We start from the raw sequence: 22,402 nt of genomic DNA on the forward strand, positions 1-22,402 counted from the left end.
AAAAGTGGGATGGTGTGGGTAAAGATCAACAGAATGCTGGGAATAAAAGGGTGTGGGGGGGGTGAGTAAGGGGGGGTCAACAACAAATAAGGAGTAACACCCAACGCCAACATCAACGGAATAATCTGCGCGCGAAAAGTCGATGGCGTGCGATAGGGTTTATAAAAAAGATACGCGATCAATAGCAGCAACTGACCGATACAGGCGTAGCGGATAAAAAAATCTATATGGGAGATAACACTGGTTTCTATCACATCAGCCCTGACTGTTTTTATAAAAGTATAGGATTATGTTGCGTAGACTGATGACCTATGCCCAACGTTGATAACCACCACAATCAACTCACCATCGCGGATTTCATAAACAATTCGGTAGCTGCCCTGCCGAACCCGATACAGCTCGTTACCGCTGAGTTTGATGCAGCCATGGGCACGGGGATTTTCGGCAAGTTCGTCGATACGGTTGAGAATTCGCTGGACGTCTGCTGTCGGAATAGCGCGTAGATCTTTCGCAACGGAACTTTTGAAGGTGATTTTATAGTTTGCCATTGGCCTTCAGATCATTGAGCAGCACTTCATAACTGATTTCCGGCTCGCTCACGCGATCAGCGTAGGCTTTAAGATCTTGCTGGTCTTCATTCATTAATAAGCGCACAGCCTCATCCACCAATTCAGATAGGGACACATGGGTCGAAGCAGCTTTTAGGCGGAGTGCTTGATGAAGTTGCGGATCGAAATAGATGGTTGAGCGCTTGGATAACTGGCTCATGGGAGTGGCCTCTTGGTTGACACCACAACATCATGACGTTGTGGTGTTGTGGTGTCAAACCAGATATTTAAGGCTTGGGAACAAACTTCGACAACAACCGAATATACGCAACCTGATAGTCGTTGTGGTTCTCGGTGATCTGCCAGGAGTTAAGCGGCCAGCTGGTGTTGAAGTCCAGATAGGCTTTCATCGCCGGTTGACCTTTGGGTGGGTTGGGTGCGGCAGCGCCACAACCGGCATTCGGGCTACCCGAAGTGCAGTTGCCATCCCAGTCGTAGGATGGGTTGGGGCCGCCCACTAAAAACCCAGGCGCTGGGCCGTAAGTAGAGGTTCCAACACGATCCCAGAGCGCGCTGCCATTGGTAAACCAGGAGTGGTAGAACTCGTTGACCGAACTGTGCACACCGAGGCTGTACATATTGGACAGGTAGACCATGCCCTGCGGGTTAACACCGTGGATGTAGTTCAAATAGCCAACTGCAGCGTTGCGCACTTCAGCAGCATCAGTGCCGCTAATCTTGTAATCGATCAGGTTGTTAAACGTTAGCCCTTTGCGCGAAATGGTGCGGTTGCTGCCCCAGGTGAAGTTGCTGGTGCCGATATAGGCGCGATAGGGGTCTTCGCCATTGCGCACGGCAGGCCAATTGTGATTGGCGTTGAACGCCGACTGGTATTGGCTTTTGAGAGTGTTGGCGATAGGACTCGTGGCGTCCGGTAAATTGGCGTAGTAGAGCCAGGCCGTTAACTCCGGCTCACCCCAGACATCCACCCAATTAGTCGCGTTGCTAGCATTGGCATCGATATGGTCGCGGTAGGTTGAAGATCCTGTCGCTGCAAACAGGTAGATCGCAGCGGTGGTTTTTTTCGTCGCACGTCCGGCATCATCAACCTCCTGCTGGCCAGCACCCAAACCCGCCGATGCCCCCTCGTTATTGCGGAAGATGGCATTGGGGTTGGCCACTGACCAAACCCAGGCTTTTTCGGCGCGAGTTTTCAGATCAGCAGCGTAAGTATTCAGCTCGGGGTTATCCAAACTAGCCAGGATTTTACTGCCGAGCGCAAACGCGCCCGCGCTGGTCAGTGTGGCTGAAGTATTCGCGGGGCCGTAATAACTGGGGCCAGTCGCTGCAGAAGGTGGGCTGGCATGAGCAAGGCCGAGAATGGACAACACAGAACCATCGTCATTCTGCATTTTCTTCAGCCAATCAAAACCCCATTTAATCTCGTCGATAATGTCGGGGATGCCATTGCCGGATTCGGGGATGTTGTAGTCATCACCCCAAACCGTCGGGTTTTCTGCGTAGGCGTGGAGCAGGGCGACCAGATAATAGGCATGCCAGTTGGTGTACTTGTTGTAATCACCCGCGTCATACCAACCGCCAGATAAATCTTTTTCGGTTGCGGCATTATTTTTGTCGCTAAACAGACGCGCGTTCTTATCCTGCCCTGCGCCTATATGGCTAGCGCTATCCGTCCAACCCGCTTCGGCAAACGGCACTTGTTTGGCAAAACCGGCACGCTGGTAAAAGAAACTGCGCATGGCATGTTTCAGCACAGGCTTATAGACATCTGCCCCGATCTTAAAGCCGGGTGAGCGCACATTTTTTTCCACATCCACCACCGCGTAAGTGCCCGGTGTGGTAACACTGGAGAAATCGAACCACCAGGCTTTATCGCCGGCGGCAGCAAAAGTCGCTCCGGATTTCCAACTTACCGCGCTGCCGCTGAGCACCAGAGCGTTGGTATCCAGATTGATAAGCTGATAAGTCGCACCGGGCGTAAAGCTTAGCGCCGCGTCATAACCGGTTTGGGGATCGCGCACTACCGCAACTTTCTTCGCATCGGGCAGATAGCCAAACTGATCCACCACAATAAAGGCACTAATCGTTGGCGCACCGCTGGCGACAGAGCTGGCTGCAACCGATGCAACTGAACTGGCAACTGGAGTTGATGAGGCAGCGAGAGAGGAAGCTGCCACCGACGATGGTGCAAGACTACTGGCAGGTGCTATTGAAGATGCAGCTTTAGATGCCGGGGCTGATCCACCGCCGCCGCCGCCTCCACCGCCGCAGGCCGTTATTAATCCACTTAGGGTAACCGTCAGAAGTAGTTTGGATGTATTCATAAATCGCTCTTATTAATTATCTGATTTAATTAGCGATACTACCGCTTGCGAGCATTTCATACATCTTTTTATTGGTATCTTTTTAGAACTTTACCTTTATCACATATCTGCAGATTCACTTTTCGCCCATAAAAAACCCAGCGCAAGGCTGGGCTTTTGACTAACTGATCTGAATTATTATTTTTTTCTGATTAGCGAACACTTCAACATCACAGCAAACAATCCTACTAGAAGAAGCAACAATGACGATGATTCCGGGACAGGTACCTGACCCCCATTAATCGTGAACTTGTATGTTTCTCCGTGGTAGAGACCGTTAAGTCCAATAAGGATTTCATTGTTAGTGAAATCGAGGATATTAACGTTATCTATGCCGATCAGCTCTCTGACATCACAAGAGAAACCAGTAGATACACATGAATAACCTGTTAGCGCGAGGCTCTGAACGGGAACACCCCAATCCAAATCAGTAAAACTAAACTTCAATACGCTGTAGACGCTATCGCTCATACGAACATTTGCCCAATCTGAAGAGCCCATGATGTTCAGTACTAGCGAGTCGCTGTCAAAATCCACGTTGAAATTCCAGATAGAATTAAATACGTCGGTGTAAGTGCCTGTAAACTCGGTATTGCTATCAACAACTGCATTTGATGAAAATTGTTGATCAATATTTCCACCAAAATCATTTTGGATTTCTCCGTTTATGGTGTCGCTGATCAGGCTGGCATGAGCTGATAGAGATACGCAAAAACTCAACGCTATTAACGAAATCAATTTTTTCATTAGTAATAATCCTTAGTGTTCAATTATTTAGAAAGCCACTTTGTCATTTCCTGTGGCGTCTAATACTATACTCCGTTGCCCTCTGATCTACTATCGCACGACGGTCTTTTTCCACAACAGACGAGGTGAACATTACTAACCGGTCTTCGCTTTCTATTCCACATTCGCCACGATAAATTCCAGAATCTGTTTTGCCGTGGTGACATTATCCAATTCGGTATAGAGCGAGCCATCCCTTCCTGAATGATGGCCGTGGCCGACAAGATTAAATAAATGCTGCCCCGGTTTTTGCGAATCAATAATCGATTCGTAAATCAGCGAAGGCTGGCCTGATGAACCTGTACCAGAATAAATTGCATCATCAGGAAAACGGGTCTTGCTGTAGTACTCATTGAAATCGTATGTGCGATTAACCTCAACCATTAATTTGTAGCGCCCCATACGCGGTGCAGACAGAGTAACTTGATAATCGACTTTCGGCGTAGCGGCGGCGATGCCGTCCAAATCCGAATTGTGTTGGTCAGGGGTGTAAAGTCCGTCAACCGATTTAATGCCACGTTTATGGCTCCAGTAGGGCAAGGCCTCGGGGCGGCGCACTACATCAATCGCCGGATCTTTTGAGCGGTAACTGGAGTCAGACGTTTTGCCAGTGATGTACAGAGTATCGACATATTTGCCTTCCAGCGTTTCCATCCACACCACAATTTGCGGCGTGCTGGTGTAAGTCAAACTCAAAAATAGCTCTTGCGGTGCAGAGTGATACTCACGGCCTGCTTTAAAAAACACATGCAATTTTGGCGCAGCGGGATCAGCACTTAAATCGATGAGTGTGTATTCGCGTTTATCCTGCTCAGCGGATTTTTTCAGATTGTAACCAAAGGTCGCAACCGATGAGACCGGCGGCAAATTAAAAATCAGCCCCATCACCAGCGGGACTATGCCCGCAATCGCCAAACCCATCGACCATTTTCCCGGACGTTTTTGCATATGGTTTTTGTAAGTTTTTGCATTGTGTTTAATGTGCAACACAATGCAAACTAAAAATAACACCGCGCCCCAGATATGCAGCGAGCCGACAAAATAATTGTAAGGTGTTGCGTACAAAAGCACGCCGGTAATCAGCAATACGGCAAAGGCAACCGATAGGGTAATCGTAGAAATAGTACGCAAATTCATTTTTTTCTCACGAATATTATTGTTGGGGCTCTGGATCCCGTCATAGTCGTCATTGCTATGACGGTTTTTCCTTGAGCGCTTTATTGGATCACGCGTTTAATGTTTGTTGCTGCAATTGCTGGCGGAGTTGCAGCAATTCGTTATCAAAGGTCTTGCGGATTTCCTGCCGCAAGGATTCAGGCAGTGGTGATGCGGGAACTTGCTGAAGTGATTGTGGTTGGCTATATGAAAACGACATAAAGCCGAATTTTTTGGTTTTGGCCCATTCAGCAAATGACTGTTTAAATTGCGCTAACTCTTCCGGCGTTAAGAGGGCGGCTAATTCCGCTTCTTTTTGCGCAAGAAATTCCGGAATTTTGTCGCTTTGGTTGGTGAAGTACAGCTTGGGTACCTCGCGGTATGAGTCGAGGATGGCTGACATTTTTTCGGCACGTTCTGCGTCCAGATTTAACTCAGCAACAAAACGCTGATGGCCATTGCCCCAGTTAGCCTCGCCGTTCCAATCCTTTGCAACAACAAACGATGCACAAGCGATACTAGCAACAATCAATCCGGTGATAATTAACTTTTTCATTACTTTGTTCCTCTGTGGTTGTGGTCTACAAGTGCCAATGTAGGCCTCAAATGAGGAAGCAAAATGTGTGAATTGTGAATGAATTGTGTCTTTTTACGAGTAGGGCTGTGGGCTGGTTTGCCCGGCTAGGGCGCTTCGTATTTGTATCCGGCACCATAGACTGAGCGGATCAACTCAACCTGATCGTTGGCATCGTTGAGTTTTTTGCGCAATTTTTTGATGTGGCCATCTACCGTGCGATCACCCACGACGCGGTAGTCCTGATAGATATTGTCGAGAATATATTGGCGGGAAAAGATTCTGCCGGGTTGTGAGTAGAGTAGGGAAAATAATTGAAATTCCACGTTGGTCAATTCAACCACCTGATTAAAAACTCGCAGGCTCATACTCTGCTCATCAACAATAACTGGCGCAGCAGCAACAGAATGTTGCGGTGTATGAAGACTGCGGCGCAGCACCGCTTTAACACGCGCTACTACTTCACGTGCACTGAAAGGTTTGCACACATAATCGTCCGCACCCAACTCAAGCCCCAATAACCGGTCAATTTCTTCTACTTTGGCGGTCATCATAATAATCGGTACCGCCGAGTGTTGGCGCTGGTGCTTACAGATTTCCAAACCGTCCATACCGGGCAACATTAAATCCAACAAAATTAATGCAGGTTCGTTTTGCTGCAACCAGCGATGTGCCTCATCGCCGCGATTAAATACGATCGTCTGGAAGTTGCTGGCGTTGAGATACTCCGCCATCAATTTTGCCAAATCGGCTTCATCTTCAACCAAACAAATCAATGGTGATGTTTGCATCTTTACATCCTTAATAAACGCGATGGATATCTATTGTTGTGCTCTGGGTAACTCGATGCAAATTTGCAATCCACCCAAATCCGACGTACCTGCCGTAATTTTGCCTTGATGTGCATTGACGATATTTCTACAAATCGCCAACCCCAAACCCGCTCCACCGGTTGCACGACTGCGCGAATTTTCCAACCGGAAAAGTCGCTCAAAAATTTTGTCATATTGCGCAGGTGCAACGCCGGGTGCACTGTCATCAATAGTGATGGAGATTTTTGTATCGCTGGTGCTGATGCCTACTTGAATTTCACCACCCGCATCGGTGTAGCGAATAGAGTTTTCCAACAGGTTGCTGAATAACTGTTGCAACCGGTCACCATCAGCGACTATTGCGTAATCCTGAGTTGCATCGATATTGTCTTTTAACGTTAAACCGGCTGTTTGCGCTTTCACTTGAAAATGTTCAACGCAGGTTTTGACCAGAGGTGCGAGAGAAATAGTTTGTTTGTGGTAGCTAAGGGCACCCACGTCGGATAGCGACAGCTCGAATAGATCATCGATCAAATTACTCAACCCTAGAATTTTTTCATAGAGCAGTGCAAGGTTTTCATAATTTGCGGGTCGAATTCCATCCTGCATCGCTTCTATTTGTACTTTAAGCACAGAAAGCGGTGTGCGCATTTCATGGGAAATATCGGCAACCCAAAGTGCACGCGATTGTTGGTTTGCCGCCAGCGCTTCACTGAGTTGATTAAAACTATTACAGAGCTGGCCGATTTCATCCTGGCTAGTAACCGAAATTGTTTGCGAATAATCGCCAGACGCCAATGCATGAGCTTTTTGAGCGAGGGTAGTTAACGGCTGGCTGATTCGTCGCGCGAGTAGGGTTGCAACAATCGTCGCAATCACCAACACAAATAAACTGATAATGCTGAAGATTTTAAACTGGTGCTGGATGAAATTTTGGTCTTGCTGCCTACTCACAACAGTGGGTTTTACAAAGCCGATAAAACCAACCAGCTGGTTTGCATTGGTCACTGGAATCCAATCCAATGTTTGGTTGGGTTTGTTAACACCCAGCAATAATTTTTTATCCGCGTCATGCAAACTGATACTGCTGACGAACTCGCGATAATAGGCACGCGGAGCGCTCGCTTCAGCCTCTGGTGTTGCCGGAAGGCCTTCAAACAGGGACTCGCTTTCGGCAAAAATTATGTCTTTTAACTCAAGCCAACGCGATGGATTGGTTTCAAGTGCATTGAATGAATTGTCTTCGTGATACACATTAGCCAGGGCACTGCGTAATATTTCCAGTCGCTGTACCGATTGTTTCGACGTGTAATCTAAAAATCCTTGGCGCAAACTGTTATGCAGCAAAAGATAGAGCGCCAACACGCAAAGCGCTATGGTGCCCACAAAAGCCAACCAGAGTTTGGTGCTTACATTCATGCGCATAAAACTCTCCATTAAAATTAGGCAGGTTCCATAAAAAACGAGGCGCTTGGCCTCGTTTTATTTTTTTTCTCTTGATTATTTTTTTGTTGGACGTTCCCAGCCCTGGATATTGCGCTGCTTGCTGCGCGCAATTGCCAGTTCTGTATCTTCCACGTCTTTGGTGATAATTGACCCTGCCCCAACAGTTGCGCCTGCGCCAATTTTTACCGGTGCAACTAATGCAGAGTTGGAGCCGATAAATGCATTATCGCCGATTTCCGTTTTAAATTTATTCACGCCATCATAATTGCAGGTAATAGTTCCCGCACCGACATTCACTTTGCTGCCGATGGTGGCATCGCCGATATAACTCAGGTGATTTACTTTACTGCCTTTGGCAATCACGGCTTTTTTAGTTTCGACGAAGTTGCCAATCTTTACGTCATCAGCGAGATTTGTCCCGGGACGCAGGCGCGCATAGGGGCCAATATCGCAATGCTCAGCGAGCACTGAATCTTCAATATGACTAAACGCTTTGATATGGGAATTATTGCCAATTTTGCTATTGATGATGATGCTGTTAGGTTCAATGACAACACCATCACCAAGCACGACATCACCTTCAAATACACAATTCACATCGATAACCACATCTCGGCCTGCGGTTAGGTTGCCGCGAATATCGATGCGCGATGGATCGAGTAGAGTCACACCTGCTACCATCAACTCATTGGCTTTTTGTTTTTGATAAAAGCGCTCAAGTGCCGCCTGTTGTTGACGATTATTTATACCTTCTACTTCTTCAACCGCATTGGGTTGTTCAACATGGATCGCGATGCCATCGGCTTTCGCCATAGCAATAATATCGGTCAGGTAAAATTCGCCCTGGGCATTATTGTTTTTTAATTGCGGTAACCATTTTTGTAGGTGTACTGCTTTGACGGCCATGATACCGGTATTGATCTCGGCGATTTTTTTCTGCGCGTCGCTCGCATCTTTGTGCTCGACAATCGCAATCACTGCACCGGAATTATCGCGCACAATTCGACCGTAGCCGGTTGGGTCTTGCATATTCACGGTGAGCAAACCCATTTGGGTTTCATTCACACCGGCGATAAGTTTTTGCAGGGTTTCAGCGCGCGTAAGCGGAACATCGCCATAGAGGATTAATACGGTTGCATCATTTCTAAGTTGGGGCAGGGCTTGTTGTACCGCGTGGCCAGTGCCGAGTTGCTGCGCTTGCAGGACAAATTTCACATCGGGCGCAGCCATTTTTTCTTCGACCTTTTCTGCACCATGACCAACGATAATCAGGATCTGTTCTCCACCCACTTGCCGCGCAGTATCGACCACATGTTGCACCAGGGCTTTGCCGCCAATTGGGTGCAAAACTTTGGGTAAGTCGGAACGCATGCGGGTGCCTTTGCCAGCGGCGAGAACGAGGATGTCGAACATGATAGAGTCCTTTGAAGTTTCGAAGAGGAGTGGTGTTCAGCTTATCGATTGTTAGCACTAAGGTAATTGCTGCATTTTAACGATTTAAGTCACTATTGAAATGGCAATGTCTCGTTAAAACAAAAAAGGACTCTCAACAAAAAGACCAATAAAAAAGGCGACTCGAAAGTCGCCTTTTTCAGGTTCAACACTAACCGCTTACTTACCTGCTTTGCGTTTAATCGCTTGCAGGGTGCGCAATTGGGCAGCAGCTTCTGCCAATTGGGCGGCAGCGCGTTGGAAATCAATCTCGTTAGATTGCTCCGACAGCTGTTGTTGCGCCAGTTGCTGTGCTTCTAATGCCGCAGCTTCATCCATATCGTCGGCACGCAAGGCGGTATCTGCCAATACAGTGACGTGATAAGGCTGAACTTCAAGGAAACCACCGGAAACGAAATAAATTTCTTCGGTGCCACCTTGTTTGATAAGACGCACAGGACCTGGCTTGATACCGGTCAGCAATGGCGCGTGACCATAGGCAATACCTACTTCACCCAGGCTACCGGTGGTAATTACCATCTCCACCAAGCCGGAGAAAATTTCACGCTCAGCACTGACGATATCGCATTGAATAGTCATGGCCATACTTGTGTCTCTTCACTGAAATAACGCTGCCCTGCAACAGGACAGCAGACAACCCCCGCGGGTTAACGCGGGGGCTGGCGATTACTTGAGTTTGGCAGCTTTTTCGACCGCTTCGTCGATAGTACCAACCATGTAGAAAGCTTGTTCTGGCAGGTGATCGTAATCTCCCGCTAACAGGCCTTTGAAACCACGGATGGTTTCTTTCAGTGGAACGTATTTGCCCGGTGAACCGGTGAATACTTCCGCTACGTGGAAAGGTTGTGACAGAAAACGCTCGATCTTACGCGCACGGGATACGGTTTGTTTGTCTTCTTCTGACAATTCGTCCATGCCCAGGATCGCGATGATGTCTTTCAATTCTTTGTAACGTTGCAATACGGTTTGTACACCGCGCGCCGTTGCATAGTGCTCGTTACCAATGATCATTGGGTCCAACTGACGTGAAGTTGAATCCAGTGGATCGATCGCCGGGTAAATACCTTTTGCAGCAATATCACGGCTCAGTACTACAGTTGAGTCCAAGTGCGCAAAGGTGGTTGCCGGCGATGGGTCGGTCAAGTCATCCGCTGGTACGTATACCGCTTGTACGGAGGTGATCGAACCGATTTTGGTGGAAGTAATACGCTCTTGCAGAACGCCCATTTCTTCCGCCAGAGTTGGTTGGTAACCTACTGCTGAAGGCATACGACCCAGCAATGCAGATACTTCAGTACCGGCCAAGGTGTAGCGGTAGATGTTGTCTACGAAGAAAAGAACGTCTTTACCTTCGTCGCGGAATTTTTCCGCCATGGTCAGACCAGTCAAAGCAACGCGCAGACGGTTCCCCGGCGGCTCGTTCATTTGGCCGTAAACCATCGCCACTTTATCGACTACATTGGATTCTTTCATTTCGTGGTAGAAGTCGTTCCCTTCACGGGTACGCTCACCTACACCGGCAAACACCGACAAACCGCTGTGTTCTTTTGCGATGTTGTTAATGAGTTCCATCATGTTTACGGTTTTGCCTACCCCCGCACCACCGAATAAACCGACTTTACCGCCTTTAGCAAAGGGGCAAACCAGGTCGATTACCTTGATACCGGTTTCGAGCAAATCGTCTGACGCTGAAAGCTCTTCGTACTTGGGCGCAGCGCGGTGAATCTGCATACGCTCTTGTTCGCCGATTGGACCAGCTTCGTCAATTGGATTGCCCAACACATCCATAATACGACCCAGGGTTTCTTTGCCCACAGGTACACGGATTGGTTCGTTGGTGTTGGTCACAACCAGACCGCGACGCAAACCTTCGGAAGAGCCCAATGCAATAGTACGCACAACACCGTCGCCCAATTGCTGTTGAACTTCGAGGGTCAGGTTGCCATCGGTGATGACCAGTGCATCATAAACTTTAGGCACTGCATCGCGTGGGAATTCCACATCGATAACCGCGCCGATAATCTGAACGATACGTCCGCTACTCATTTCCGGTTCCTCTTTGTTCCAGAAATCTCAGATCCCTTTTAATAAAACTCAGGGGGCTGAAAGATTAAACACAAAAACAGTTTGGCTTGCTGCGCACGGATGGGAGCAGGGTATCAAGATACCGCTGCTGCACCGCCGACGATTTCTGACAGCTCTTGCGTAATGGCTGACTGACGCGCTTTGTTGTAAATCAGTTTCAAACTATCAATCAATTCACCGGCGTTGTCGGTTGCGCTTTTCATCGCAATCATACGCGCTGCCTGCTCACAGGCCGCGTTTTCAACTACCGCTTGATAGACTTGCGATTCAATAAAGCGAGTCAACAAACCTTTCAACAGGAACTCAGCATCCGGCTCGTAGATATAATCCCAGTGATGTTTCAACTTGGTATTTTCTTCGGCCACCAGAGGCAACAACTGGCGAACTTTCGGCGCTTGCGTCATGGTGTTAACAAAATCGTTGCTCACCATAAACAGTTTATCGATCTTGCCTTCTTCAAATGCATCGAGCATAACTTTCACACTGCCGATCAAATCAGCAACCACAGGGGCTTCGCCGATATCGCGTGTGGAAGCAACTACATTGCCACCGAAACTTTTGAAAAACTGGGCCGCTTTTGCACCCACCAGACACAGATCAATGGCGATGCCCTTGTCGTTCCAGGATTTCATATCTCTAATCGCTGCTTTAAACAGATTAGTGTTTAAACCACCGCAGAGACCGCGATCACTGGACACCAGAACATAACCAACGCGCTTCACTTCGCGCTCTTTCATAAAACGATGTTTGTACTCGGGGCTGGAGTTAGCCAAGTGCCCGACTACTTCGCGGATGCGATTGGCGTAAGGTTTGCCCAATTGCATACGGTCTTGCGCACGACGCATTTTACTTGCAGCGACCATTTCCATCGCGCTGGTAATTTTTTGCGTGCTCTTGACGCTCGAAATTTGCGTCCGGATTTCTTTAGTGCTTGCCATACTCTCGAACTCAGGTTAACGGCCTAAGACGCTTGAGGTCATAAAAGCCGATGCATCACCGGCTTTTATTGACCGCCAAATTACCAGGTGCGGCTTGCTTTCAGCTTGGTGATCAGCTCTTTAAACTTGCCTTCCAATTCGCCATTCCAATCGCCAGTAGCATCTATGTGAGCCATAGTGTCAGCGATTTCTGATTTTGCGAAAGAGAGCAGGGCAGCTTCAAAATCCAGCACCTTGTTAACGGCGATATCTTTCAGATGACCTTCGTTAGCAGCAAACAAGACCAGCGCCATTTGCGAAACACTGAATGGAGCAAATTGCTTTTGCTTCATCAATTCGGTAACACGTTGACCGTGTTCCAACTGTGATTTGGTCGCTTCGTCCAAATCGGAAGCAAACTGCGAAAACGCAGCCAGTTCGCGGTATTGCGCCAGTGCGGTACGGATACCACCAGAGAGCTTTTTAACCACTTTAGTTTGTGCAGCACCACCTACGCGCGATACCGAAATACCGGCGTTCATCGCAGGACGAATACCTGAGTTGAACATGGACGACTCAAGGAAGATCTGTCCATCGGTAATAGAAATCACGTTAGTTGGAACGAATGCAGACACGTCACCTGCTTGGGTTTCAATGATTGGCAGCGCGGTCAAAGAACCGGTTTTACCTTTCACTTCACCTTTGGTGAATTTCTCAACATAAGCTTCGCTTACGCGAGAAGCGCGCTCAAGCAGACGGGAGTGGAGATAGAATACATCACCAGGATAAGCTTCACGGCCCGGTGGACGACGCAGCAACAGAGAAATTTGACGGTAAGCCCAAGCTTGCTTGGTCAAGTCGTCATAAATAATCAGTGCATCTTGACCACGATCGCGGAAGTATTCACCCATGGTGCAACCGGTGAAGGCTGCGAGGAATTGCATTGCGGCTGGATCAGAAGCAGTCGCCGCAATCACAACGGTGTGATCCATAGCGCCGTGCTCTTCGAGCTTGCGTACAACGCTTGCTACAGAAGAGGCTTTCTGACCGATAGCAACATAAATACATTTAATGCCAGAACCTTTTTGGTTGATGATCGCATCAACCGCAATGGCGGTTTTACCGATTTGACGGTCGCCGATGATCAGCTCACGCTGGCCGCGGCCGATAGGTACCATCGCATCAATGGCTTTCAAACCGATTTGTACTGGCTGGTCTACCGACTTACGCCAAATTACGCCGGGCGCAATTTTTTCGATAGCATCAGTCATTTTGGTGTTGAGTGGACCTTTACCGTCGATTGGGTTACCCAATGCGTCGAGTACACGACCCAAAACTTCCGGACCAACAGGCACTTCCAGAATACGGCCAGTACACTTACATTTTTGGCCTTCGGCCACACCGCGGTAGTCACCGAGAATTACTGCACCTACAGAGTCGCGCTCCAGGTTCAGTGCCATCCCGTAGATGCCGCCTTCAAATTCAATCATCTCACCGTACATAACATCGGCGAGACCGTGAATACGAATAATACCGTCTGTTACGGAAACGACAGTACCTTCGTTTTGTGCTTCTGTTGAAAACTCAAGGCCAGCAATGCGCTGCTTGATAATTTCACTGATTTCAGAAGGATTCAGTTGCTGCATGCTCTGTTCCTCGACCCTAACATTAGGATTTCATTGCTTCGGCGAGCTTCGCCAAGCGACCACGTACTGAACCGTCAATCACCATGTCGCCGGTGTGGATAACAACTCCACCCAGCAGGCTCTTATCAACCGAGCCTTGAACACTGACTTTACGATCCAATTTGGCGCTCAGTGCTTGAGCCAATTTGTTTATCAAGTCAACCGGCAACTCATAAGCTGCGGTTACCTCAACATCGATGGTTTTTTCTTGCTGGGCTTTCATTCTGGCGAACAGCTCTTTCACAAAGGGAAGAAGTGCCAGACGTTTATTGCTTGCAAGGGTGCGGATGAAATTCTGTTGATTTTCATCCATCTTCTCACCACAAACTTGTACAAAGATGGAAGCTTTCTGTGCGGCAGACAGACCAGATACGCCCAAGGCTTTTTTCACCTGATCTTGTTCTGCAACAGCGGCTGAAACTTCCAGAGCTTCAAACCATGACTGCAACTTATTTGCAGCCAAGGCGAATTCAAATGCTGCTTTGGCATAAGGTCTAGCCAAGGTGGTCAGTTCAGCCATATCTACCTCTCTTAGAGCTCGGCAGCGAGTTTGTTTACCAACTCGTTGTGAGCATTTTGATCGATAGAAGATTCGAGAATCTTTTCTGCACCAGCCAATGCCAGGGTTACCACTTTGCTGCGCAGTTCTTCGCGCGCACGGCTGGTAGCCTGTTCAATTTCAGCTTGGGCAGAGGCTTTCAGACGATCACCTTCCAAACGGGCTTTCTCTTTTGCTTCTTCAACAATTTCGATAGCGCGCTTGTTGGCTTGATCAATAATGGTGGCCGCTTCTTTCTTTGCAGATGTCAGTTGCTCAACCACTTTCTGTTTGGCCAATTCGAGATCTTTTTCAGCTTTATCCGCAGCCTGGAGACCATCAGCGATACGCTTGGTACGCTCAGCCATTGCCGCAACAATGGGTGGCCATACAAAACGATGTGTCAGATAAATAAAGATGACAAATGCCACCATCTGACCGATAAAAGTTGCGTTCAGGTTCACGTTTAGATGCCTTTGTTAGAGGGATTAATCGCTAACGCGACTACTTAAAATTAGGCGCCTGTAGCAAACAGGATGTACATGCCGATACCAACACCAATCATTGGAACCGCATCGACCAGACCCATAACAACGAAGAACTGGGTACGCAACATTGGGATCAATTCTGGTTGACGAGCGCCGCCTTCCAAAAATTTACCACCAAGAATACCTACACCAATCGCAGCACCTACAGCACCCAAACCAATTACCAGTGCACCTGCCAAATAAATCAAAGCTTGAGCTTCAGTCACAGTGTTTTCTCCTACTTAAGTTGATAAAAATAAAAAACAAAAAATTAAAAAAACAAACTAAAAAACTTAATGCTGCTCATCGGTTTGGTAAGACAAACTCATATAAACAATGGTCAACACCATAAAAATCAATGCTTGCAGGTAAATGATCAATATGTGGAATAGTGCCCACACTATCTGGATCAAACCAGCAACACCCGCAAACAAAATTCCAGCACCGTACAAAATCGCAATCAGGATAAAAATAATTTCACCCGCGTAGAGGTTGCCGAATAGACGCAATCCGAGTGATACAGGTTTGGCAAACAGACCTGGCAACTCAAGAACAAGGTTTACTGGAATAAATAAGGTTTGAATAATTGGATTGCTGCTGCTGAATGGGTGCAACGTAAATTCTTTAAGGAATCCGACAACACCTTTTTGCGTAATGCTGTACCACAGGATCAGGATAAAAACGCAAGCGGCCATTCCCAAAGTAATATTAGGGTCAGTTGAAGGAACTACCTTGAAGAAAACTGCATGAGGATCAGCACCTAAAGATACGCCAACCAATTTAGCTATTTCCGGCAGAAGATCAATAGCGATGAGGTCCATCGCATTCATGAAGAATACCCACACAAAAATTGTTAGCGCCATAGGCCCAATCATTTTATTTTTGTAGGGAAACATACTCTTAACATTGCTATCAACAAACTCAATAGCAAACTCAACGACGTTTTGTGCACCGGTAGGTACATCGCTAGTTACTTTTTTAGCAACGCTACGGAAAATGAAGAAAAACAACGCACCTAGAAACAACGACCAACCCATGGTGTCTACGTTAACAGCCCAAAAGCCCATTTGTGCAGCTTCGTCGCCATTATGCGCAAAACCCCAAGTACCATCAGGCAACTTGCCGTAGGTGAGGTTGGTAAGGTGGTGCTTGATATATTCTGAAGATGTTAGAACTTCTGCGTGTTCAGCGGATGACATCGTTAAATCCCAAATGACCAAAGTTGAAATCGGTTCACGCTAGCGGCGCCCATCGGAGCTGCGGACTAGCGGATATAGCCAGGCAATTGCCTGAACCAACACATAAGCCAAGATCATAGTTGCGGCGTAAGATGCGTGTGTAAACAACGCTATCTTCTTGAACACCAGCAAAAATAACAGGGCTGTGATAACAAACTTTCCCAACTCACCGACGTAAAAAGCCGCCAGGATTTTCTGGGTGGGCGCGCCCAATGGGGGACGAAACGCCACTAGTGCCAGCCACAGATTGGCCGTCACACAAATAATTCCACCGGCAAACAATGAAATTGCGATCTGCTTATTGATCGCAAGACCCAAGGCACTGAGCGCCATGGTTACCAATAGCTGCATCGCCACTGTCTGAAGAGCAAAGTCACGCCCTCTGAGATAACGCGACATTCTGGATTCCGCCCTCATTTTTTGCGGCGGCATTCTGTCACAAAGAACTGCTTATTACCATTAGTAACATGCTTATGTTCCAGACGCCCAAACGTGGCGCATTATAGAGATTAAGCCCCCCAGCGGCAACCGTCGCGCTAGCACCAAAGTCAAAAACTGCCTAGTAAATTTGCTGTAAATTTAGCAACCAATTTATCGACTACTGCAGTTTGTGTTTGAAGAGGGGTAAGACAACTACATGTAGGGGATTGGCACCCTTTGTACGGGTGCCAAAATGACAGGAAAAGAAAAATTTATTTTATATGGCCGAGGATACCATCCAGTTCATCGAGCGAATTATAGCTAATGACCAATTTACCCTTACCCTTAGGGCCATGTTGGATTTCCACTCCCGCGCCCAACGTATCGGAAAGCTGGTCCTGTAAACGACGAATATCGGCAGAAACAGCAACTTCGGGTTTTACTTTATCGGTATTTTGTCCTTCCTGATGCAATCGCACCAAGGCTTCGGTTTGACGCACCGATAACCCCTTGGCGACGATTTGCCGCGCAATTGCGCGCTGGGTTTCATCGTCGAGGGTCAACAACGCCCGCGCGTGACCCATTTCCAGATCGCCGTGCTCGAGCAAGGTTTTCACTTCTTCACTCAACGCAATCAGGCGCAGCAAGTTAGTGATAGTCGTGCGCGATTTACCGACCGCTTGCGCAACTTCCGCGTGGGTCAATTCAAATTCATCTTGCAAGCGTTTGAGCGCAACAGCTTCTTCAATCGGATTTAAATTTTCACGCTGGATATTTTCGATCAGCGCCATCGCAATTGCGGCTTCATCGGGGACATCGCGAATTACTGCAGGGATTTTATCCAAGCCGGCAATTTGGGTAGCGCGCCAGCGGCGTTCACCGGCGATAATTTCGTAGCGGCCTTCACCAATCGGGCGCACCACAATCGGCTGCATCACACCCTGGGCTTTGATCGATTCCGCCAACTCTTCCAGAGCTTCAGTGTGCATATCGCGGCGCGGCTGGTATTTGCCGCGCTGGATTAATTCCACCGGTAAATGTGCGAGCTTGCCATCGCGATAATCGAGTTTGCTATCTACTTCCGCAGGATTGATCGGCATTTCGGGCGCAGGTGCAGTTACACCCAAACCAGCACTCAAAAGTGCATCCAAGCCTTTTCCTAATCCTTTGCGTTTGTTCGACATCTCAACCAGCCTTATTTCAATTTTTTGTTAGAGGGTTTCTGCCGCAGCGGCGGATTGTTTGGGCGTTTCGTTGCGGCGCAAAATTTCACCGGCCAACGCGAGATAGGCAATTGCGCCTTTGGATTGGCGATCAAACGCCAACACCGGCATACCGAAACTCGGCGCTTCCGCAAGACGCACATTGCGCGGGATGCAAGTGCGGTATAAGCGATCGCCAAAATGCTGCTGCAATTGCGCCGATACATCGTTGGTCAAACTGTTGCGCGGATCATACATAGTGCGCAGTAAACCTTCGATTTTTAAATTGGGATTCAATACTTTCTGAATTTGATTAATAGTACCAACCAATGCCGATAAACCTTCCAATGCATAATACTCACACTGCATCGCAATAATGACGCCGTCACAGGCGGCAAGTGCATTCAAGGTAAGCATGTTAAGCGAAGGCGGGCAGTCGATAAGAATATAATCGTATTGGTCGCGCACCTGGTTAAGTGCATTTTGTAGACGGCGCTCTTTGTTATCCAGCGCGAGCATTTCAACTTCGGCCGCGGTTAAATCGCCATTGGCGGGCAGCACATGGTATTTGCCACTTTCCGAAACCACTATGCAATCTTTGATCGCAGCGCGCTCGGTCAACACATCGTAAATATTTTCTTCAATTTCATTTTTGTTGACGCCACTGCCCATAGTGGCGTTGCCCTGTGGGTCGAGGTCCACCAGCAAGACACGCTTTTTTGTCGCTACCAGTGATGCAGCTAAATTCACGCAGGTGGTTGTTTTACCGACTCCACCTTTTTGATTGGCAATGGCGTATATCTTGGTCAAGTGAAAATCCTATAACCACCCAGTGGTTGAAAAATTTTTATTGTTTCGGCTGCAAGACTAACAGGTGGCGCTCGCCATCTGTTTCGGCAACCAACAGCTTTACACTTTCTAGTAATTCAATTTTGTCGGCGATAGGTGCAAGTTCATCTTGCGGGAATATTCCTTTCATCGCCAGAAAAATTCCACCCTGCGCCAACATATGTGCACAACCGTCGGTCATATCTTGCAAGCTGGCGAAGGCGCGGCTGATCACTGCATCAAATTTTTGCTCGGGTTGAAATTCTTCGACCCGCCGATTCTCAACAGTCACATTAGTTAAACCCAGCAGGGTTTTAACATGAAATAAAAAGCGGGTTTTTTTACCGTTGCTATCAAGCAGGGTAAATTGTTTTTCCGGGAACATAATTGCCAATGGAATTCCCGGTAGACCCCCGCCAGTTCCTACGTCAATTATCCGCGTAGCGGAAAAATTTTTCTTGGCAGTAAACCAAGGCACCACACTTAAGCTATCCAGCAGATGACGCGCTACCATTTGGCGAATATCGCGCACTGCTGAAAGATTATAGGCTTTATTCCACTTTTCGAATTCGCGCACGTAGGCCAATAATTTTTCAATCTGGCTTTCACTCAGCGCTACCGACATTTCGGTCGCACCGCGAATCAATTGTGCACGTAATTCACTGTTTAAATCCGTCACTCGCAACTCTTTAAAAATATTGTCTATGTTTTTCGTGGAATGGGCGGAGCGCAAGCAATACCCATCGGTTTTGCAAATTTACGATGCCTGTTGTTCCGGTGCATCTTCCTGCAAGCGTTTTAATACACCGCGTTTTTTCAAATAAATCAGCACCAGCGAAATCGCTGCCGGGGTAATACCGGAAATACGCGCAGCACGCGCCAGGGTTTGCGGCCGCGCAGCGGTCAATTTTTGTTTGACCTCATTCGACAAACCATCTACCACTGAATAATCAAAGTCATCCGGGATAATGGTATTTTCATAGGCGCGCAAGCGATCCACATCTTCTTGCTGACGTTCGATGTAGCCGGAATATTTTGCTTCAATCTCAACTTGTTCCGCCGCCGCTTCATTGGCGATGGCTTCACCTTTGAGTGAGGCGATATCGATGTAGGTTAATTCTGGACGGCGCAGCAAATCCATCAAACTGTATTCGCGTGTCAGTTTAGTCTGGATTTTTTGCTCCACTTGTTCTGCTTCAGCAGAACCCGCTTGGATCCAGGTGGAGCGCAGACGCTCTTGTTCAAGTGCGATTTGCTCGCGCTTATCGCAGAAAATTTTCCATTGTGCATCGCCGATCAAACCGAATTCGCGCGCTTTTTCAGTGAGACGCAAATCGGCATTATCTTCGCGCAACAACAAACGGTATTCGGCGCGGCTGGTAAACATGCGATAGGGTTCTTTGGTACCGAGGGTGATCAAGTCGTCCACCAATACACCGACGTAAGCTTGATCGCGGGTCGGGCACCAGGCTGCTTTTTCTTGCGCGCGCAGCGCCGCGTTTATTCCGGCGAGCAGACCTTGCGCTCCCGCTTCTTCGTAACCGGTGGTGCCATTGATTTGGCCGGCAAAAAATAAACCGCCAATCACTTTGGTTTCCAGACTGTGTTGCAAGTCCTGCGGATTGAAATAATCGTATTCAATGGCGTAACCCGGGCGCAGGATGTGGGCGTTTTCAAACCCTTTCATCGAGCGCACGATTTCCAGCTGCACATCAAACGGCAAGCTGGTGGAAATTCCGTTTGGATAAAGCTCGTGGGTAGTCAAACCTTCCGGCTCTATAAATACCTGATGTGAATCTTTATCCGCGAAGCGGTGAATTTTATCTTCGATCGACGGGCAGTAGCGCGGACCGATTCCTTCAATCACGCCCGAGTACATGGGCGAGCGATCAAGGTTGCGACGAATCACATCGTGGGTTTTTTCATTAGTGTGGGTGATGTAGCAACAAATTTGTTGCGGTTGCATGGCGCGGTTGCCCATCACCGACATCACCGGACGCGGCTCATCGCCGTATTGTTTTTCCAGCACAGCCAAATTGACCGTACGTGCATCGACGCGCGGGGGTGTACCGGTTTTTAAACGGTCAACGCGCAGCGGCAATTCGCGCAGGCGTTTTGAAAGGGCTATCGACGGCGGATCACCCGCGCGACCACCGGAATAATTTTGCATGCCGATGTGGATCAAACCACCAAGGAACGTACCGGCAGTCAAGACAACTTGATTGGCCATAAATTTCAGACCCATCTGCGTAACCACACCGCGTACTTGATCGTTTTCAACAATCAGGTCATCAGCAGCTTGTTGGAAAATCCATAGGTTTTCCTGGTTTTCCAGGGTTTCGCGGATCGCCGCTTTGTAGAGGATGCGGTCGGCCTGGGCGCGGGTCGCCCGCACGGCGGGGCCTTTACGCGCATTCAATACACGAAATTGGATACCGCCTTTGTCTGTTGCGAGTGCCATAGCGCCGCCCATGGCATCGATTTCTTTTACCAGATGGCTTTTGCCAATCCCGCCAATGGCCGGGTTACAAGACATTTGGCCGAGGGTTTCGATGTTGTGCGACAGCAGCAAAGTCTTACAGCCCATACGCGCGGAAGCTAAGCAAGCCTCAGTACCGGCATGGCCGCCGCCAATCACAATCACATCAAAACGATCCGGGAAAATCATCGCTTACTACCTTGCAGCCGGGCTGCGTACAAATACCTTGGGAAGGCGAGGGACAAAAGGGGCGACATTATAGGGCTTGTCAGCGGTTTGCACAAAACTTGTACAGGGATTAATCAATATAAATTTTAACCCTCCACATGGGCTCAACAGTGAACTCCCGCCGCTAAGCGTTTCAACTCAAATACCTAAGTCCTGTTTGTAGATCGCATGCGTTTTTAGTTATTCAAAAAAACAGCTTGCGTTACAACAAAGGAAAATATTTTATGAAATGAATATATGTATTGTTATTTAGGTATTTAAAAGATGTTGTTATATATATAGCGCGATATTTCTGTGGATAAGCCAATAAAGTAATTATTTTTCAATAAGTTAATCCTAGGATAAGGAACGGGAAAAGCATCGCGCAAGCTGGTCTTAAGCTGCTCGGAAGCTGGTTGTAAAAGCCATTGTTATACAGAAGTGCAGAAAAAATAGACTTATCCCCAAAAGCCTGCCCAGCTTTTGTCATCCACACCCACAGGTTTGAATACATGAGTGTTGGATCACAATCAAAATAGTATTAAAAACAACTATTTACACCATAAAACTCGATTTAACTGTGGATAACCTGTGTAACTGTGTGGAAAAACATGGTTATAAGCCGGTATTAAGGTGTCTTTTACTGGAAGGTTTGGGGATTAATGTGTGCGATAGAAAGAAATGAATACCAAGGGATATTTTGGTAGTCAGGATGCATTTACCACATCGGTATCTGGGTCATCGGAGAGTGATTCATCCAACCATTGGATAGGTGAAGCCTGGGCATCAAGCCAACATAAAAGTAATTCCCAATCGTTGCGATCGCGCGCATGGCTCTGCTGTGGGTAATCGGCAATACCGCGCCCTTCACTATAGGCGCGTACATAATGCTGAGTGTCCCTCAAGGTCGCGGGATAGGGAATATTCAAACTGAGCAGGAATTTTTGCAATCGCTCCCAGGCATTTGCCTGTTGTTTAACGCGGTTGGCAATTACGGCGATAGGGCGACGCTGGCGGCGCATGCTGCGGGTTAACAATAGTTCGCCAATAAAACGGGCGCTGGCGCGGATATCAATATCGGAAGGTAATACTGGCACTATGATGAGATCGTGATTCTGG

23 protein-coding genes and 1 pseudogene are annotated in these 22,402 nt (G+C 47.9%); all 24 read right to left on the minus strand.

Annotated elements, in window-relative coordinates; genetic code table 11:
* Positions 1-254: hypothetical protein (locus ACWA6V_RS02525; RefSeq protein WP_449521033.1), on the minus strand; the 254-nt coding region annotated here is incomplete at its 3' end.
* A 33-nt stretch (positions 255-287) separates the two neighbouring features.
* Positions 288-548, minus strand: a complete 261-nt coding sequence (locus tag ACWA6V_RS02530) for a type II toxin-antitoxin system RelE family toxin (RefSeq protein ID WP_449521034.1) — start codon at positions 546-548, stop codon at positions 288-290.
* Positions 535-768, minus strand: coding sequence for a ribbon-helix-helix domain-containing protein (locus tag ACWA6V_RS02535; protein ID WP_324257270.1), 234 nt, complete (start codon positions 766-768; stop codon positions 535-537). The genes ACWA6V_RS02530 and ACWA6V_RS02535 overlap by 14 nt, the downstream gene beginning before the upstream one ends.
* Before the next feature lie 67 nt (positions 769-835).
* The gene (locus tag ACWA6V_RS02540; protein WP_449521035.1) at positions 836-2,893 is read right to left on the minus strand and encodes a glycoside hydrolase family 9 protein; all 2,058 of its coding nucleotides are present in this window, start codon (positions 2,891-2,893) and stop codon (positions 836-838) included.
* Between the two features lie 177 nt (positions 2,894-3,070).
* Complete coding sequence (locus tag ACWA6V_RS02545; RefSeq protein WP_449521036.1) at positions 3,071-3,679, minus strand: PEP-CTERM sorting domain-containing protein; 609 nt, start codon at positions 3,677-3,679, stop codon at positions 3,071-3,073.
* A 153-nt stretch (positions 3,680-3,832) separates the two neighbouring features.
* The gene (locus tag ACWA6V_RS02550; protein ID WP_449521037.1) at positions 3,833-4,855 is read right to left on the minus strand and encodes a DUF4405 domain-containing protein; all 1,023 of its coding nucleotides are present in this window, start codon (positions 4,853-4,855) and stop codon (positions 3,833-3,835) included.
* Positions 4,856-4,943: 88 nt separating this feature from the next.
* Positions 4,944-5,429, minus strand: coding sequence for a hypothetical protein (locus ACWA6V_RS02555; RefSeq protein WP_449521038.1), 486 nt, complete (start codon positions 5,427-5,429; stop codon positions 4,944-4,946).
* Positions 5,430-5,554: 125 nt separating this feature from the next.
* Entirely contained in the window at positions 5,555-6,238 is a 684-nt protein-coding gene (locus ACWA6V_RS02560; protein WP_449521039.1) for a response regulator, read from the minus strand.
* Positions 6,239-6,268: 30 nt separating this feature from the next.
* Positions 6,269-7,684: an ATP-binding protein gene (locus ACWA6V_RS02565; RefSeq protein WP_449521040.1), complete on the minus strand. Its 1,416-nt coding sequence runs from the start codon at positions 7,682-7,684 to the stop codon at positions 6,269-6,271.
* A gap of 75 nt (positions 7,685-7,759) precedes the next feature.
* Positions 7,760-9,118 carry a bifunctional UDP-N-acetylglucosamine diphosphorylase/glucosamine-1-phosphate N-acetyltransferase GlmU gene (gene glmU, locus ACWA6V_RS02570; RefSeq protein ID WP_449521041.1) on the minus strand — a complete coding sequence of 453 codons (1,359 nt, stop codon included), beginning with the start codon at positions 9,116-9,118 and terminating at the stop codon, positions 7,760-7,762.
* Positions 9,119-9,316: 198 nt separating this feature from the next.
* Positions 9,317-9,742: a F0F1 ATP synthase subunit epsilon gene (locus ACWA6V_RS02575; RefSeq protein WP_449521042.1), complete on the minus strand. Its 426-nt coding sequence runs from the start codon at positions 9,740-9,742 to the stop codon at positions 9,317-9,319.
* An 81-nt stretch (positions 9,743-9,823) separates the two neighbouring features.
* Positions 9,824-11,203 (minus strand): F0F1 ATP synthase subunit beta, encoded by a 1,380-nt coding sequence (gene atpD, locus ACWA6V_RS02580; RefSeq protein ID WP_449521043.1) that lies wholly within the window; start codon positions 11,201-11,203, stop codon positions 9,824-9,826.
* Positions 11,204-11,316: 113 nt separating this feature from the next.
* Positions 11,317-12,180: a F0F1 ATP synthase subunit gamma gene (atpG, locus tag ACWA6V_RS02585; RefSeq protein WP_310069188.1), complete on the minus strand. Its 864-nt coding sequence runs from the start codon at positions 12,178-12,180 to the stop codon at positions 11,317-11,319.
* An 80-nt stretch (positions 12,181-12,260) separates the two neighbouring features.
* Positions 12,261-13,805 carry a F0F1 ATP synthase subunit alpha gene (atpA, locus tag ACWA6V_RS02590; RefSeq protein ID WP_310069185.1) on the minus strand — a complete coding sequence of 515 codons (1,545 nt, stop codon included), beginning with the start codon at positions 13,803-13,805 and terminating at the stop codon, positions 12,261-12,263.
* Between the two features lie 22 nt (positions 13,806-13,827).
* Complete coding sequence (locus ACWA6V_RS02595; RefSeq protein ID WP_310069182.1) at positions 13,828-14,364, minus strand: F0F1 ATP synthase subunit delta; 537 nt, start codon at positions 14,362-14,364, stop codon at positions 13,828-13,830.
* 11 nt (positions 14,365-14,375) lie between these two features.
* Positions 14,376-14,846 carry a F0F1 ATP synthase subunit B gene (locus ACWA6V_RS02600; protein ID WP_062057887.1) on the minus strand — a complete coding sequence of 157 codons (471 nt, stop codon included), beginning with the start codon at positions 14,844-14,846 and terminating at the stop codon, positions 14,376-14,378.
* Positions 14,847-14,896: 50 nt separating this feature from the next.
* Entirely contained in the window at positions 14,897-15,136 is a 240-nt protein-coding gene (gene atpE, locus ACWA6V_RS02605) for a F0F1 ATP synthase subunit C (RefSeq protein ID WP_039916140.1), read from the minus strand.
* 66 nt (positions 15,137-15,202) lie between these two features.
* On the minus strand, positions 15,203-16,108 hold the full coding sequence (gene atpB / locus ACWA6V_RS02610) for a F0F1 ATP synthase subunit A (RefSeq protein WP_449521044.1): 906 nt from the start codon (positions 16,106-16,108) through the stop codon (positions 15,203-15,205).
* A 39-nt stretch (positions 16,109-16,147) separates the two neighbouring features.
* Complete coding sequence (locus ACWA6V_RS02615; protein ID WP_449521045.1) at positions 16,148-16,546, minus strand: ATP synthase subunit I; 399 nt, start codon at positions 16,544-16,546, stop codon at positions 16,148-16,150.
* Between the two features lie 293 nt (positions 16,547-16,839).
* Entirely contained in the window at positions 16,840-17,751 is a 912-nt protein-coding gene (locus ACWA6V_RS02620; protein WP_449521046.1) for a ParB/RepB/Spo0J family partition protein, read from the minus strand.
* A 27-nt stretch (positions 17,752-17,778) separates the two neighbouring features.
* Positions 17,779-18,579, minus strand: coding sequence for a ParA family protein (locus ACWA6V_RS02625; RefSeq protein ID WP_310069161.1), 801 nt, complete (start codon positions 18,577-18,579; stop codon positions 17,779-17,781).
* Between the two features lie 37 nt (positions 18,580-18,616).
* Positions 18,617-19,276, minus strand: coding sequence for a 16S rRNA (guanine(527)-N(7))-methyltransferase RsmG (rsmG, locus tag ACWA6V_RS02630; RefSeq protein ID WP_449521047.1), 660 nt, complete (start codon positions 19,274-19,276; stop codon positions 18,617-18,619).
* Between the two features lie 78 nt (positions 19,277-19,354).
* Positions 19,355-21,265, minus strand: coding sequence for a tRNA uridine-5-carboxymethylaminomethyl(34) synthesis enzyme MnmG (gene mnmG / locus ACWA6V_RS02635; protein WP_449521048.1), 1,911 nt, complete (start codon positions 21,263-21,265; stop codon positions 19,355-19,357).
* 725 nt (positions 21,266-21,990) lie between these two features.
* Positions 21,991-22,402, minus strand: a pseudogene (locus ACWA6V_RS02640) (hypothetical protein); the annotation flags it as partial.

The sequence above is a fragment of the Cellvibrio sp. genome (genome assembly GCF_053579595.1).

Bases quoted from the DNA above. Each gene is read 5' to 3' on its own strand.
- atpG (WP_310069188.1), bottom strand. From the start codon at position 12,180: ATGGCAAGCACTAAAGAAATCCGGACGCAAATTTCGAGCGTCAAGAGC.
- ACWA6V_RS02545 (WP_449521036.1), bottom strand. From the start codon at position 3,679: ATGAAAAAATTGATTTCGTTAATAGCGTTGAGTTTTTGCGTATCTCTA.
- ACWA6V_RS02595 (WP_310069182.1), bottom strand. From the start codon at position 14,364: ATGGCTGAACTGACCACCTTGGCTAGACCTTATGCCAAAGCAGCATTT.
- ACWA6V_RS02550 (WP_449521037.1), bottom strand. From the start codon at position 4,855: ATGAATTTGCGTACTATTTCTACGATTACCCTATCGGTTGCCTTTGCC.
- mnmG (WP_449521048.1), bottom strand. From the start codon at position 21,265: ATGATTTTCCCGGATCGTTTTGATGTGATTGTGATTGGCGGCGGCCAT.
- ACWA6V_RS02540 (WP_449521035.1), bottom strand. From the start codon at position 2,893: ATGAATACATCCAAACTACTTCTGACGGTTACCCTAAGTGGATTAATA.
- ACWA6V_RS02620 (WP_449521046.1), bottom strand. From the start codon at position 17,751: ATGTCGAACAAACGCAAAGGATTAGGAAAAGGCTTGGATGCACTTTTG.
- ACWA6V_RS02530 (WP_449521034.1), bottom strand. From the start codon at position 548: ATGGCAAACTATAAAATCACCTTCAAAAGTTCCGTTGCGAAAGATCTA.
- ACWA6V_RS02565 (WP_449521040.1), bottom strand. From the start codon at position 7,684: ATGCGCATGAATGTAAGCACCAAACTCTGGTTGGCTTTTGTGGGCACC.
- ACWA6V_RS02560 (WP_449521039.1), bottom strand. From the start codon at position 6,238: ATGCAAACATCACCATTGATTTGTTTGGTTGAAGATGAAGCCGATTTG.
- ACWA6V_RS02535 (WP_324257270.1), bottom strand. From the start codon at position 768: ATGAGCCAGTTATCCAAGCGCTCAACCATCTATTTCGATCCGCAACTT.
- ACWA6V_RS02575 (WP_449521042.1), bottom strand. From the start codon at position 9,742: ATGGCCATGACTATTCAATGCGATATCGTCAGTGCTGAGCGTGAAATT.
- ACWA6V_RS02615 (WP_449521045.1), bottom strand. From the start codon at position 16,546: ATGTCGCGTTATCTCAGAGGGCGTGACTTTGCTCTTCAGACAGTGGCG.
- glmU (WP_449521041.1), bottom strand. From the start codon at position 9,118: ATGTTCGACATCCTCGTTCTCGCCGCTGGCAAAGGCACCCGCATGCGT.
- atpB (WP_449521044.1), bottom strand. From the start codon at position 16,108: ATGTCATCCGCTGAACACGCAGAAGTTCTAACATCTTCAGAATATATC.
- atpA (WP_310069185.1), bottom strand. From the start codon at position 13,805: ATGCAGCAACTGAATCCTTCTGAAATCAGTGAAATTATCAAGCAGCGC.
- ACWA6V_RS02555 (WP_449521038.1), bottom strand. From the start codon at position 5,429: ATGAAAAAGTTAATTATCACCGGATTGATTGTTGCTAGTATCGCTTGT.
- atpD (WP_449521043.1), bottom strand. From the start codon at position 11,203: ATGAGTAGCGGACGTATCGTTCAGATTATCGGCGCGGTTATCGATGTG.